Origin of the sequence: Leifsonia poae (assembly GCF_027921845.1) — a bacterium.
Classification (GTDB): domain Bacteria; phylum Actinomycetota; class Actinomycetes; order Actinomycetales; family Microbacteriaceae; genus Leifsonia; species Leifsonia poae.
This window is the reverse complement of the sequence record NZ_BSEN01000001.1, coordinates 50968-64044: the sequence shown is the minus strand read 5'-3', so window position 1 is coordinate 64044 and position 13077 is coordinate 50968. Positions and strand designations below refer to the sequence as shown.

Below are 13077 nucleotides of genomic sequence, written 5' to 3'. Positions count from 1 at the left end.
TGTCACTATGTCAGGACATATGCAGACGGAAGGCGTACGGCGCAGTATGACGAACACCACGGGCGGCGTCCCTTTCGAAGTCCTCGCCATCGGGCGGGTGGGCGTCGACCTCTATCCGCTTCAAGACGGCGTCGGGCTCGAAGACGTCACGACCTTCGGCAAGTACCTGGGCGGCAGCGCGACCAACGTCTCGATCGCCGCAGCGCGGCACGGGCGCCGCGCCGCGATCGTCACCCGCACCGGGCAAGACCCTCTCGGTCGCTACGTGAAGGCTGAGATCGCCCGCCTCGGAGTTGACAACCGCTACGTCTCCACGGTGGCCGGGCTGAACACGCCCATCACGCTCTGCGAGATCTTCCCGCCCGACGACTTCCCGCTGTACTTCTATCGGGAGCCGATCGCGCCCGACCTGGTCATCGAGCCGAACGAGCTCGATCTCGACGCCGTGCGCTCGGCCGGGGTGTTCTGGGCGACCGTGACGGGATTGTCGAGAGAGCCGAGCCGCGCTGCGCATCATGCGGCGTGGGATGCGCGGGGCCGCATCCCGCTCACGGTGCTCGACCTCGACTACCGGCCGATGTTCTGGGAGACGCCGCAGACCGCGACCGAACAGGTGTCGCGCGCGCTGCAGAAGGTCACCGTCGCGGTCGGCAACCGCGAGGAATGCGAAGTCGCGGTCGGTGAGAGCGATCCGCTGAGGGCGGCCGACGCGCTGCTCGAGCGCGGTGTCGAACTCGCCGTGGTCAAGCAGGGGCCGCGTGGAGTCCTCGCGAAGACCCGCGACGAAACCGTCGAGGTGCCGCCGTTCCCGGTGACCGTGGTGAACGGCCTGGGCGCCGGCGACGGTTTCGGCGGCGCGCTGTGCCACGGGCTGCTGGCCGGTTGGCCGCTCGAACGCGTCATCCGCTTCGCCAACGTCGCCGGTGCCATCGTGGCGACCCGGCGCGAGTGCTCGACGGCGATGCCGACCACCGCCGAGGTCGAGCAGCTGCTGAAGGGGGCGAGCGATGTCGTCGCCGGTTGACGGCCCGATCAGCGCGGCGGACTTCGCGCGGCTGCGGCGGGTGCGCGCCTCCGACCCGAACGCTATCGCGGAGGCGTTCGCAACACGGAGCACACGACCTCTGCTGCAGGGCGACGGACGACTGTTCCTGGTCGCAGCTGATCATCCGGCACGCGGTGCCCTCGGGATCGGGGGCGACGGCATGGCCATGGCGGATCGTTACGACCTCCTCCAACGACTCGCCATCGCGTTGGAGCGACCCGGCGTCGACGGCGTGCTCGGAACGCCCGACGTCATCGAAGACCTGGCCGTGCTCGGCCTGCTGGAGGGCAAGGTGGTCGCCGGCTCGATGAACCGAGGAGGGCTGCGCGGCGCGACCTTCGAGATGGACGACCGGTTCACCGCCTACGACGTCGACACCCTGGTCGCGGCCCGGCTCGACATCGCCAAGCTGCTGCTTCGCATCAATCTCGCCGACCCGGGCTCCGCCGCGACGCTCGAGTCCTCCGCGCGTGCGGTGACCGCAGCGGCCGCCGCACGGCTCCCGATCATGCTCGAGCCGTTCATGAGCACGTGGACCAACGGGAGCGTGGTCAACGATCTCAGCACCGAGGCGGTCATCAACTCCGTTGCGATCGCCTCCGGCCTCGGCGCGACGTCGGCGTACAGCTGGCTGAAGATCCCGGTGGTTCCGCGCATGGCCGAGGTGATGGCCGCGTCCACCCTGCCGACACTCCTCCTCGGAGGCGACCCGGCCGGCGATCCCGCCGCGGTCTACGACTCGTGGGCCGGCGCACTCGACCTCCCCGGCGTCGCCGGGCTCGTCGTGGGCCGTACCCTGCTCTATCCGACCGACCGCGACGTCGCGAGCGCCGTGGACGCGGCTGCCGCGCTCGTCCACTGACCGGCGACCTCACCGACATCCAGCACAGCCGAAGGAGTACCAGCACCATGACCGACACCGAGCTGCCGACCGTCCCGCATTACATCGGAGGACGACGGGTCCCCGGCGCATCCGGCCGATTCGCCCCGGTCTACGACCCCGCACTCGGAGTCCCCGCCGCACGCGTCGGCCTCGCCGACGACGACGAGGTGCGCCACGCCATCGAGTCGGCGGCGGCGGCGTTCCCGCTCTGGCGCGACACGTCGATCGCCAAGCGTCAGCAGGTCATGTTCGCCGCCCGTGAGCTGCTCAACGCCCGCAAGGGCGACCTGGCCGAGATCGTCACGCGCGAGCACGGCAAGGTGATCTCGGATGCTCTCGGCGAGATCACCCGGGGGCTCGAGGTCGTCGAGCTCGCGACGGGCTTCCCGCACCTCATCAAGGGCGAGCACTCCGAGAACGTCTCGACCGGTGTCGACGTCTACTCGCTCAAGCAGCCGCTGGGCGTCGTCGGAGTCATCAGCCCGTTCAACTTCCCGGCGATGGTGCCTCTGTGGTTCGTGCCCGTGGCGATCGCCGCCGGCAACGCCGTGGTGCTCAAGCCGAGCGAGAAGGATCCGTCCGCGGCGGTCTGGCTCGCGGAGCTCTTCACCGAGGCGGGACTGCCCGACGGCATCTTCACGGTGCTGCAGGGCGACAAGGTCGCTGTCGACGGGCTGCTCCAACACCCGGAGGTCCAGTCGATCTCGTTCGTCGGCTCGACCCCCATCGCCCGCTACATCTACGAGACGGCGGCGCGGAACGGCAAGCGCGTCCAGGCCCTCGGCGGCGCGAAGAACCACATGCTGGTGCTGCCGGATGCCGACCTCGACCTCGTCGCCGACAGCGCGGTGAACGCCGGGTTCGGCTCGGCGGGGGAGCGGTGCATGGCGGTCAGCGTCGTCGTCGCCGTCGAACCGGTCGCGGACGCTCTCATCGCCAAGGTGCGCGAGCGGATGTCGACGCTCCGGGTCGGCGACGGACGGCGCGGCTGCGACATGGGACCGCTGATCACGGGCGAGCATCGCGACAAAGTCGCGTCGTACATCGACGTGGCCGTGGCCGACGGCGCAGAGGTGGTCGTCGACGGTCGCACGGTGGACGCCGATGGCGACCCGTCCGGGTTCTGGCTCGGGCCGACCCTGATCGACAGGGTCCCGATCCATTCGCGGGTGTACACCGAGGAGATCTTCGGCCCGGTGCTCTCGGTCGTACGCGTCGAGACCTTCGAGGAAGGCGTCGCCCTCATCAACAGCGGAGCGTTCGGCAACGGAACAGCCATCTTCACCAACGACGGCGGCGCGGCGCGGCGGTTCCAGAACGAGGTGCAGGTGGGCATGATCGGTATCAATGTGCCGATCCCCGTTCCGGTGGCCTACTACTCGTTCGGCGGCTGGAAGCAGTCGCTGTTCGGCGATGCCAAGGCCTACGGCGCCCACGGTTTCGAGTTCTTCACGCGCGAGAAGGCGGTCACCAGCCGCTGGCTCGACCCGAGTCATGGCGGCATCAACCTGGGCTTCCCGCAGACGACCTGACCCGCCCACCGCCAGAATTCGAAACGCACGACAAGGAGAGCACGCGATGCGACGGAGCAACGACGGGATCTTCCGGCCGGGAGACCTCACCGAGGACGGCTGGGAGTCGGTCGTCGACGACAGGATCGACGGCTGGCAGCACACCGGACTCCGCGTGGCGCATCTGGGCGACCATCCGCTCACCCTGAGCGCCGGCGACGTGGAGCGCATGATCGTTCCACTCGCAGGCAGCGCCCTCGTGCACTACGTGAGTGCCGACGGCGAGTCGACCAGACGGCTCGCCGGGCGCCGGTCCGTCTTCGACGGCCCGACCGACGTGCTGTACCTCGGGGCGGGCACCTCGGCGACCGTCAGCGGCCAGGGCCGCATCGCCGTCGCCGAGGCTCCGACGGATCAGCGACGCGACGCGGTCTACGTCGCCGCGGCGGATGTCGCGGTCGAACTGAGGGGCGCCGGCCGCTCGAGCCGGCAGGTGCACAACTTCGGGGTCCCTGGCGCGCAGGGTGCCCCCGATGCTGCGAAGCTCATCGTCTGCGAGGTCATCACCCCGGCCGAGAACTGGTCGTCGTATCCGCCCCACAAGCACGACGTCAACGTGCCCGGAACGGAGAGCGAGCTCGAGGAGATCTATTACTTCGAGACGGCCGTCGCACGCGGGACGAATGCGCCCTCCGAGGCACGGCCGTTCGGGATGTTCAGCACGTACGAGTCCGATGAGCGACCGGTGCAGATCGATGCGCGCGTGAGCTCGGGCGACATCGCTCTCGTTCCGTACGGCTATCACGGGCCGGCGGTCGCGGCTCCCGGCTACGACCTCTACTACCTCAACGTGATGGCCGGTCCCGGTTCGCAGCGAGCCTGGCTGATCACCGACGATCCGGCGCACGCCTGGGTGCGCGGGTTGTGGGAGGAGCAGCAGCCGGATCCCCGGCTGCCCTACACGCCGGAGGCGACGACGCCCGGCTCCTCGACAACGCACGCACCCACAACGAAAGGAGCGGCGTCGTGAGCGGAACGACCCGCATGACCGTCAGCCAGGCTCTGGTCGAGTTCCTGGCCCACCAGTGGACAGTCGACGGCGACCACCGCGAGCGGACGATCGCCGGCACATATGGCATCTTCGGCCACGGTAATGTCGCGGGGATCGGACAGGCGCTCCGGCAGTTCGCCGTGACCGAGCCGTCGTTGATGCCGTATCACCAGGCGCGCAACGAACAGGCGATGGTGCACGAGGCTGTCGGCTATGCCCGGATGCGCCGGCGGCGAGGGACCTTCGCATGCGCGGCATCGGTCGGTCCCGGGGCGACGAACATGCTCACCGGCGCCGCGCTGGCGACGACCAACCGGCTTCCCGTGCTCCTGCTGCCGTCGGACACCTTCGCGACGCGCGTCGCCGATCCGGTGCTGCAGCAGCTCGAGTTGCCGCACGACGCCTCGATGAGCGTGAACGACGCCTTCAAGCCGCTGTCCCGGTTCTTCGATCGGGTGAATCGACCCGAGCAGCTCTTCTCCGCGGCGCTCGGCGCCATGCGGGTGCTGACCGACCCGGTGGAGACGGGAGCCGTGACGATCGCCCTGCCGGAAGACGTGCAGGCCGAAGCGCTCGATGTGCCCCACGAGTTCCTCGCCGATCGCGAGTGGTACCTGCGGCGGCCGGTGCCGGAGCGCGACGCCCTCGCACGTGCGGTCGCCGCGATCGCAACCTCCGAGCGCCCCCTCATCGTCGCCGGAGGCGGCGTGATCTACTCGGATGCCGCCGCCGAGCTGCGCGCCTTCACTCACTCCACCGGAATCCCGGTCGGCACGACCCAGGCAGGCGGAGGCTCGATCGACTGGGACGACGCGCTGTCCCTCGGCAGCATCGGCTCGACCGGAACGACGGCGGCTAATCGCATCGCGGCGCAGGCGGACGTGGTCATCGGGATCGGAACGCGTTTCAGTGACTTCACCACCGCATCCCGCACGGTGTTCGCGCGCGAGGGCGTGCGATTCGTCACCGTGAATGTGGCCTCGTACGACGCCTACAAGCACGGCTCGACGCTGCCGGTGATCGCGGACGCCCGCGAGGCGCTCGTCGCGTTGCGTGAGGCGCTCGCCGGCTCGACGACGTCGTCCGCGTACCGCGAGGAGATCGCCCGCGAGAAGCGGGAGTGGGACGCGTTGGTCGACGACAGCTTCGTCGACCGTGAGCGGGCGCTGCCGTCGCAGGCCGAGATCATCGGAGCGGTCAACGCTGCCAGCGATGCCACCGATGTCGTCGTGTGCGCTGCCGGGTCCCTCCCCGGCGACCTCCACAAGCTCTGGCGGGTGCGCGACGATCTGGGCTACCACGTCGAGTACGCCTACTCCTGCATGGGCTACGAGATCGCCGGCGGGCTCGGGGCGAAGCGGGGTGCGCCCGAGCGGGACGTCATCGTGATGGTGGGCGACGGCTCCTACCTCATGATGCACACAGAGTTGGTGACGGCGGTCGCGGAGGGCATCCCGCTCATCGTGGTGCTGATTCAGAACCACGGCTTCGCGTCGATCGGTCATCTGAGCGAGACGGTCGGTTCCGAGCGATACGGAACCCGGTACGGGTTCCGCGACGATGCCGCAAACGCCTTCGACGGAGCCGCGCTCCCGATCGATCTGGCGGCGAACGCGGCCAGCCTCGGGGTCGAGGTCATCCGCATCGAGCCGGGGCCGGATTCGATCGCCGCACTCGGCGCGGCCGTCCGCCGCGCGAAGGAGTCGGGCGTTCGTGGCCCGACGCTCATCCATATCAACAGTGACCCCCTGCTCTTCGCGCCCGACGGCGAAGGGTGGTGGGACGTGCCCGTCGCGGAGGTGTCGGCGCTCGACAGCACGCGAGCAGCCCGGGCGGAGTACGACGACCACAAGAAGCGGCAGCGGCCGTACCTCGGCGAAGGAGAAACGCGATGACCACGGACAGCACCGGACTCCGGATCGGCACGGCGCCCGACTCGTGGGGGGTCTGGTTCGCCGACGATCCGCGCCAGATCCCGTGGCAACGCTTTCTCGACGAGGTGGTCTCGGCCGGGTACACCTGGATCGAACTGGGTCCGTACGGCTATCTGCCGACCGATCCCCACCAGCTGCAGGACGAACTCGGGTCGCGCGGGTTGAAGCTGTCGGCGGGCACGGTCTTCACCGGCCTGCACAAGGGCGGCGACCAGTACCAGCGCGCCTGGGACCAGGCGCTCGCCGTGGCAGGGCTGGCGACTGCGGTCGGTGCCGAGCATCTGGTCGTCATCCCCGACCTGTGGCGGAGCGACGCGACCGAAGAGGTCCTCGAGTCGCGCACGCTCGACGACGAGCAGTGGGCGCGACTGGCGGCCGGGCACGACCGGCTCGGCAAAGCGCTGCTCGAGGAGTTCGGGGTGCGTCAGCAGTTCCACTCCCATGCCGACAGCCACGTCGGCACGCAGCGCGAGGTCGAGCGCTTCCTCACCGAGACCGACGGGCGCTACACGAACCTGTGCCTCGACACCGGCCACCTGGCGTACTACCTCGGTGATCCGCTCCGTCTCATCGGGGCGTACCCGGAGCGCATCGGCTACCTCCACCTCAAGCAGGTCGACCGCGACATCCTCGCCGAGACCCTCAAGAACGACGTGCCGTTCGCCACCGCGGTCGCGCGTGGCGTGATGACGGAGCCGCCGACGGGGGAGCCCCCGTTCGCCCCGATCATCGAGGCCGTCAGCGCGATCGACCCGTCGATCTTCGCCATCGTCGAGCAGGACATGTACGGCACCGACATCGACCGCCCGCTGCCGATCGCTCGACGCACGCGCGAGCACATCTTCGGCTGCACCCGGCTGGCCCGCCAGGACTGACCCGCAGAGGCCCGAAAGGAATCAGCATGACCAACGAACCCCTCCGTGTCGCCGTCGTCGGCGCCGGGATCATGGGCGCCGACCACATCGCGCGCCTCACCGACCGCACGATCGGCGCCACTGTGGCCGCCGTGGTCGAGCCGGATGCTGCACGTGCGGCCGCCGCCGTCGCCCATCTTCCCGGGGTCGCCACGCGCACGCGCATCGAAGACGCCCTCGAGCACGACGGTCTCGACGCGGTCGTCATCGCGACGCCTGGGCCGTTCCATGAGGCCGTGCTGATGCCGGCGCTCGAAGCGGGCGTCGACATCCTCTGCGAGAAGCCGCTCGCCCCGAGCAGCGAAGCGGCATGGCGCATCCTCGAGGCGGAGCGGCGCACCGACCGCCCCCGGATCCAGGTCGGCTTCATGCGGCGCTTCGACGAGGAGTACATCCAGCTGAAGCGGTTGATCGATTCCGGCGACAGCGGCGCACTGCTCGCTCTGCACTGCGCGCACCGGAATCCATCGACGCCCCCGGGATATACGGAATCGATGCTGATCACCGACTCGGTGGTGCACGAGATGGATGTGGTCCCGTGGCTGGTCGGAGAGCCGATCGCCGCCGTCGAAGTGCGCAAGACGCGCCGCAATTCACTCGCGCCGGAGGGACTCCGCGAACCCCAGCTCGTCCTGATGGAGACCGAGTCGGGCCTGCTCGCGGATGTCGAGATCAGCGTCAACCTGCAGTTCGGCTATCAGGTGACGACCGACGCGGTCTTCGAGCGAGGCGTCGCGGAGATCGGCAGAACCGGTGGGCTCGCGCGCTACGCCGACGGGGCGTTCCGCCGTGCCGAGCACCAGTCGTACACGACGCGGTTCGCGCGCGCCTACGACTCGGAGGTGCAGCGCTGGGTCGACGCCGTGCGCCGCGGCACGATCGACGGCCCGAGCGCTTGGGACGGCTACCTCGCCGCGCTGGTCTGCGAGGCGGGACTCGAGGCGCAGGGCTCGGGTCGCCGGGTCGAAGTCTCCTACGGGGCGAAGCCGACCTTCTACGACAGCTAGGGAAGGCAGGGCGCGTCGGCCACAAGGCGCCGCGGGTGTGCGCCTACTTGTCGACGAGCGTGATCTCGAACGAGTAGAGGTCGGGGCGGTAGCAGTGATGACCGAACTCGACCGCGCTGCCCGAATTGTCGTAAGCCGTGCGATCCATGGTCAGCACGGGACCGCCATCGTCGATCTCGAGCAGGGCGCTCTCGTCTCCCGAGGCGCGCCGGGCTCCGATCGTCTGCCGGGCGACGCGCATCGTGGTGCCGCGGCCGCGCATCAACTGGTAGAGCCCGTGCTCGGCGAGGTCGGCCTCCGTGATGTCGAAGAACGCGTTCGGCAGATAGTTCTCGAGGATGCCGACGGGCACACCGTCCGCGCTGCGCAACCGGCGTACATGCAGCACCGGCGCGTTCTCCTCGAGGTTCAGCGTCGAGGCGACGCGCGGTCCCGCCGGCACGATCTCGTGCAGCAGCACGGTGGTGGTCGGTTGCTGCCCGCCGCCCGCGAGGTCGTCGTACAGGCTCGTCAGCTCGACCTTGCGCGTGACCGGACCGTGCACGACCTGCGTGCCGATGCCGCGCCGGCGCACCAGCAGCCCCTTGTCCACGAGCTCCTGGATCGCCCGACGAACCGTCGGCCGCGAGAGTCCGAGCCGCTCGCCGAGCGCGATCTCGTTCTCGAGCCGTGACCCCGGAGGCAGCTCGCCGTCGAGGATGGCCGTCTCGATGCGCGTCGCAACCTGGAAGTAGAGGGGGACGGGACCGGAATGGTCGAGGTCCATGAACAGCGTGCGCGGCAGTGAGCCGTCCGATTCGGACACTCGTCACCTCGCTCCCGCGGCGGATGCCCGCCTCATATGTCAAGACATTAGCATCCAGTGCGGGTCAGGCGGCTTGAGCGGCTCCGATGCGTCCGACGCGCGAGCCAGTGATCGCCGCGAGCTCGCTCACGGTCATCACGTCGTGCCGGCGTGCGGCGTGCACCATGATCGCCGCGCACGCTTCAGCGTCGGCGAGGGCGTCATGGTGGTGGAAGTCTTCGAAGCCGGCAGCCATCGCGGCCACCGGAAGGCGGTAGGACTCGAGGCTGTACGTCTTTCTGGCGACCTGCAGACTACAGACGTAGCTGAACTCGGGGCACTCGACGGCGGTCGCGGCGCAGGCCGCGCGGATGACGCCCATGTCGAAGCCGGCGTTGTGGGCGACCAGGTGGTCGCCCTCGGCGAAGGCGATGAGGTCGGGAAGCTGCTGCACCCAGCTCGCGGCGCCGATCACGTCGTCGGCGGTGATGCCGTGGATGCGCGTGTTCCACTCCTGGAAGAAGTCGTGGCCGAACGGCGGCTGGATGAGCCAGCCCGCGCGGTCGACGACGCGGCCGTCGCGCACCTTGATGAGGCCGACGGAGCAGGCCGACGCGGCACTCCCGTTAGCGGTCTCGAAGTCGATGGCGGTGAAATCCAGTGGCACGGCTTCATGCTCGCATGGCCCACCGACGGCGCCCGTCACCGCGCCCGCGTGCCGCGCATCCGGATGTGCAGGGGAGCGCGGCGTACGATCGGCTCATGCGCGAACGGAACGACAAGGATGCCCACGCCCGCTCGTTCGACAAGGCCGCCGACGTCTATGAGGCGGCGCGGCCCGGGTATCCGGCCGAGGCCGTCGCCTGGCTGCTCGAGGGCGTCAGCGGCCCTGTCCTCGATCTCGGGGCGGGAACCGGCAAGCTGACGCGCTCCGTTCTGGATCGGGGCTTCGATGCGGTGGCCGTCGACCCGTCGCCGGCGATGCTCGGCGTGCTCGCGGAGGCGCTGCCGGAGGTCGACACGCGCGTCGGATCGGGGGAGCGCATCCCGCTCGACGACGCGAGCGTGGGTGCCGTGGTCGCCGGCCAGGCGTGGCACTGGGTCGACCCGGCCGTCGCCGTTCCCGAGGTCGCGCGGGTGCTGCGACCGGGCGGGACGCTCGGACTCGTGTGGAACTTCCGGGACGAGAGTGTGGACTGGGTACGCGAACTGGGTCAGCTCATGCAGACCGAGACGGCGTACGCGAGCGACGAGGCGCCGCCCGTCGTCGGCCCACCCTTCGCCGAGATCGAACGCCACGACGTGCGCTGGGTGCAGCCGATGACGGTCGACGGGATGCTCGACCTGGCGCGGTCGCGCAGCTACTTCATCACGAAGGACGCCGACACGCAGGCCGCGGTGATCGCCTCGCTGCGGCGGCTCGCGTCCGAGCATCCGGATCTCGCGGGGCGTGACGTGTTCGAGCTCCCGTACGTGACCGAGTGCTACCGGGCGCGGCTCGGCGCCTAGGGCACCCGCTCAGCGCCCGGCCCGTAGAATGGTCGATCGTGGCTCTCACTATCGCAATCGTCGGACTCCCCAATGTGGGCAAGTCCACCCTGTTCAACGCGCTCACCAAGAACACCGTGCTCGCGGCGAACTATCCGTTCGCCACGATCGAGCCGAACGTGGGCGTGGTGAACCTGCCGGATGCGCGCCTCGACACGCTGGCCGGCATCTTCAACAGTGAGCGCATCCTGGCCGCTCCCGTGTCGTTCGTCGACATCGCCGGCATCGTCAAGGGTGCGAGCGAGGGCGAAGGCCTGGGCAACAAGTTCCTGGCGAACATCCGCGAGGCCGACGCGATCGCGCAGGTCGTGCGCGGCTTCGACGATCCGGATGTCGTGCACGTCGACGGCAAGGTCGACGCCGCCGGCGACATGGAGACGATCAACACCGAGCTGATCCTCGCCGACCTGCAGACCCTCGAGAAGGCCGAGGCCCGGTACGAGAAAGAGGTCAAGGGCCGCAAGCTCGACCCCATCGTGCTCGAGACCGCGCGTGAGGCCCACGCCGTGCTCGACTCGGGCAAGCCGCTGTCGAGCGCGACCATCGACCTCGAGCCCATCAAGGAGCTCGGCCTGCTGACGGCCAAGCCCTTCATCTACGTCTTCAATGTCGACGAGGCCGTACTCACCGACGACGCACGCCGTGCCGAGCTCGCCGCGCTGGTCGCCCCCGCTCAGGCGGTCTTCCTCGACGCCAAGCTCGAGTCGGAGCTCATCGACCTCGACCCGGCGGACGCCGCCGAACTGCTCGCCTCGACCGGCCAGGAGGAGAGCGGCCTCGACCAGCTCGCCCGCATCGGCTTCGACACCCTCGGCCTGCAGACCTACCTCACCGCCGGCCCCAAGGAGTCGCGCGCGTGGACGATCCACAAAGGCTGGAAGGCCCCGCAGGCGGCAGGCGTGATCCACACGGACTTCGAGAAGGGCTTCATCAAGGCCGAGGTCATCTCGTTCGACGACCTGGTCGAGACCGGATCGGTGCACGAGGCCCGCGCCAAGGGCAAGGCCCGCATGGAGGGCAAGGACTACGTCATGCAGGACGGCGACGTGGTCGAGTTCCGCTTCGGAAGTACATCTACGTCGAAGGGCTGAGGGCTGTGGCGGCTGCGGAAGATCAGTGTCGTCATGTCTCGTTCGTTCACTGATCACGAACGGAACGTCCTGCTCAGGCTTGTAACGGGAGCACAGCAGGAAGACGTCCTTCGTGCGCAGATCGACGCGAGCGAGTATGGCGAGCCCTGGTTCCGAGGGGCCCGGAGCTTCACCATCATCCCGGTGTCAAATGCGCCTGTCTATGAGGCGGACTCGGGGCCATCGGCGGAGCGAACACCCGGTCCCGGAGCACAGGTGCTGAAAGACGGCTCGCAACCCCTGCACGAGGGGAATCTCATCGGGGAGGTCTTCCTCTGGCTCCGCGCCGGGAAGATCAGCGACCTCGAGTATTCGTGGGTGACCGACGAAATGCCGGACTCTCTTCCGGCCCTCGACCAGTTCAGATGACAAGTGGCGACGTGGTCGAGTTCCGCTTCGGAAGTGCATCTACTTCGAAGGCTGACGTTGGTCAGCCTGTCCACTCCCGCGCTAGAGTGCCGGCAGGGGCGAGCGGATCGAGCACTTCCTCGACTGGGCTGCTAAGCCGAACGGACCGAATGGCGGGAAGGATCTGCGGGTATTTTGGAACGCAGTGCCTCATGCCGAGGGTGAAGCGCACACCGACGACAAGGATTGGGCCGCCAGCGAACCAGACCCAGACGCGCGCTAACGGGGCGATTTCCTCAACGACAACGCGCAATCGCGTGGAGTTCCGCTTTGGGTCACAGTGAAGGACTGCCATGACAAGCGGTGAAATGCCGATCGACGTACTGTCCGAGCTGCTCGGCGACCGCATGTATTCCGTAGAGTTCGTGGTCAACGACTACGTGCAGTTCAGATTCGACGGGCAGACGGGTACTAATCATCCCGTCGTCCTCAACAGTTATGTCTGGCCTTCCATTGAGGCGCTGGGTCGAACGTGGCACGAGACGGATTTGGGCTACGCGGATGCCATTCGTCAGCTGGCACCCGGCGTGGTGCAATCAGCTGTCGAAGCGACGGGCACGGGCATCCGGATCGAACTTGATACCGGAGTGATAGTGATCCACCCCTTGTTGGAGGAAGTCTTCGTCGAGATAGCTGAGCTCATGGGACTTCGCAGCGGGGCGTGGGTGGTCTGGCGTCCGGGCGAAGAGAGCTTTGAGGATCTGGTTTGACGTACCGTGACGTGGTGGAGTTCCGCTTCAACGTGTAGTTCCCTGCGGGGTCGCTCAGCCCTGCGCTCGCAATTCCGGAACTCTGACGCAGGATCGGGCCACCCTTCCGGAATTACGGGCGTGCTGCCGGCGTGTTGCCGCAGACTTCCGGA

The 13077-nt window shown here is 68.6% G+C and carries 13 protein-coding genes; 11 read left to right on the top strand and 2 right to left on the bottom strand.

From position 1 onward, the window contains the following. The first annotated feature begins 46 nt into the window (after positions 1-46). The 7 genes from iolC to PKE84_RS00270 are packed head-to-tail and all read left to right on the top strand — an operon-like array spanning position 47 to position 8345. Positions 47-1024: a 5-dehydro-2-deoxygluconokinase gene (iolC, locus tag PKE84_RS00300; protein ID WP_271175201.1), complete on the top strand. Its 978-nt coding sequence runs from the start codon at positions 47-49 to the stop codon at positions 1022-1024. Next, positions 1008-1907 (top strand): Cgl0159 family (beta/alpha)8-fold protein, encoded by a 900-nt coding sequence (locus PKE84_RS00295; RefSeq protein ID WP_271175200.1) that lies wholly within the window; start codon positions 1008-1010, stop codon positions 1905-1907. The genes iolC and PKE84_RS00295 overlap by 17 nt, the downstream gene beginning before the upstream one ends. Before the next feature lie 47 nt (positions 1908-1954). After that, positions 1955-3460 (top strand): CoA-acylating methylmalonate-semialdehyde dehydrogenase, encoded by a 1506-nt coding sequence (locus PKE84_RS00290; protein ID WP_271175199.1) that lies wholly within the window; start codon positions 1955-1957, stop codon positions 3458-3460. Between the two features lie 46 nt (positions 3461-3506). Then, positions 3507-4469, top strand: coding sequence for a 5-deoxy-glucuronate isomerase (gene iolB, locus PKE84_RS00285; protein ID WP_271175198.1), 963 nt, complete (start codon positions 3507-3509; stop codon positions 4467-4469). Positions 4470-4483: 14 nt separating this feature from the next. Then, positions 4484-6385 carry a 3D-(3,5/4)-trihydroxycyclohexane-1,2-dione acylhydrolase (decyclizing) gene (gene iolD, locus PKE84_RS00280; protein ID WP_271175740.1) on the top strand — a complete coding sequence of 634 codons (1902 nt, stop codon included), beginning with the start codon at positions 4484-4486 and terminating at the stop codon, positions 6383-6385. Further along, positions 6382-7299, top strand: coding sequence for a sugar phosphate isomerase/epimerase family protein (locus tag PKE84_RS00275; protein ID WP_271175197.1), 918 nt, complete (start codon positions 6382-6384; stop codon positions 7297-7299). The genes iolD and PKE84_RS00275 overlap by 4 nt, the downstream gene beginning before the upstream one ends. Positions 7300-7325: 26 nt before the next feature. Next, complete coding sequence (locus tag PKE84_RS00270; protein WP_271175196.1) at positions 7326-8345, top strand: Gfo/Idh/MocA family protein; 1020 nt, start codon at positions 7326-7328, stop codon at positions 8343-8345. A gap of 43 nt (positions 8346-8388) precedes the next feature. Here the strand turns inward: PKE84_RS00270 and PKE84_RS00265 are convergent, their stop codons facing one another. After that, complete coding sequence (locus tag PKE84_RS00265) at positions 8389-9150, bottom strand: GntR family transcriptional regulator (RefSeq protein ID WP_271175195.1); 762 nt, start codon at positions 9148-9150, stop codon at positions 8389-8391. A gap of 64 nt (positions 9151-9214) precedes the next feature. Continuing rightward, positions 9215-9796: an exonuclease domain-containing protein gene (locus PKE84_RS00260; RefSeq protein WP_271175194.1), complete on the bottom strand. Its 582-nt coding sequence runs from the start codon at positions 9794-9796 to the stop codon at positions 9215-9217. 95 nt (positions 9797-9891) lie between these two features. Here PKE84_RS00260 and PKE84_RS00255 point away from each other — a divergent pair, with 95 nt between their 5' ends. The 4 genes from PKE84_RS00255 to PKE84_RS00240 all read left to right on the top strand — a co-directional run bounded on the left by PKE84_RS00255 (position 9892) and on the right by PKE84_RS00240 (position 12925). Next, positions 9892-10638: a class I SAM-dependent methyltransferase gene (locus PKE84_RS00255; protein WP_271175193.1), complete on the top strand. Its 747-nt coding sequence runs from the start codon at positions 9892-9894 to the stop codon at positions 10636-10638. 38 nt (positions 10639-10676) lie between these two features. Continuing rightward, the gene (ychF, locus tag PKE84_RS00250; protein ID WP_271175192.1) at positions 10677-11768 is read left to right on the top strand and encodes a redox-regulated ATPase YchF; all 1092 of its coding nucleotides are present in this window, start codon (positions 10677-10679) and stop codon (positions 11766-11768) included. Between the two features lie 33 nt (positions 11769-11801). After that, complete coding sequence (locus PKE84_RS00245) at positions 11802-12176, top strand: hypothetical protein (protein ID WP_271175191.1); 375 nt, start codon at positions 11802-11804, stop codon at positions 12174-12176. Between the two features lie 332 nt (positions 12177-12508). Next, positions 12509-12925, top strand: a complete 417-nt coding sequence (locus PKE84_RS00240; protein ID WP_271175190.1) for a hypothetical protein — start codon at positions 12509-12511, stop codon at positions 12923-12925. The last annotated feature ends 152 nt before the right edge of the window (positions 12926-13077 follow it).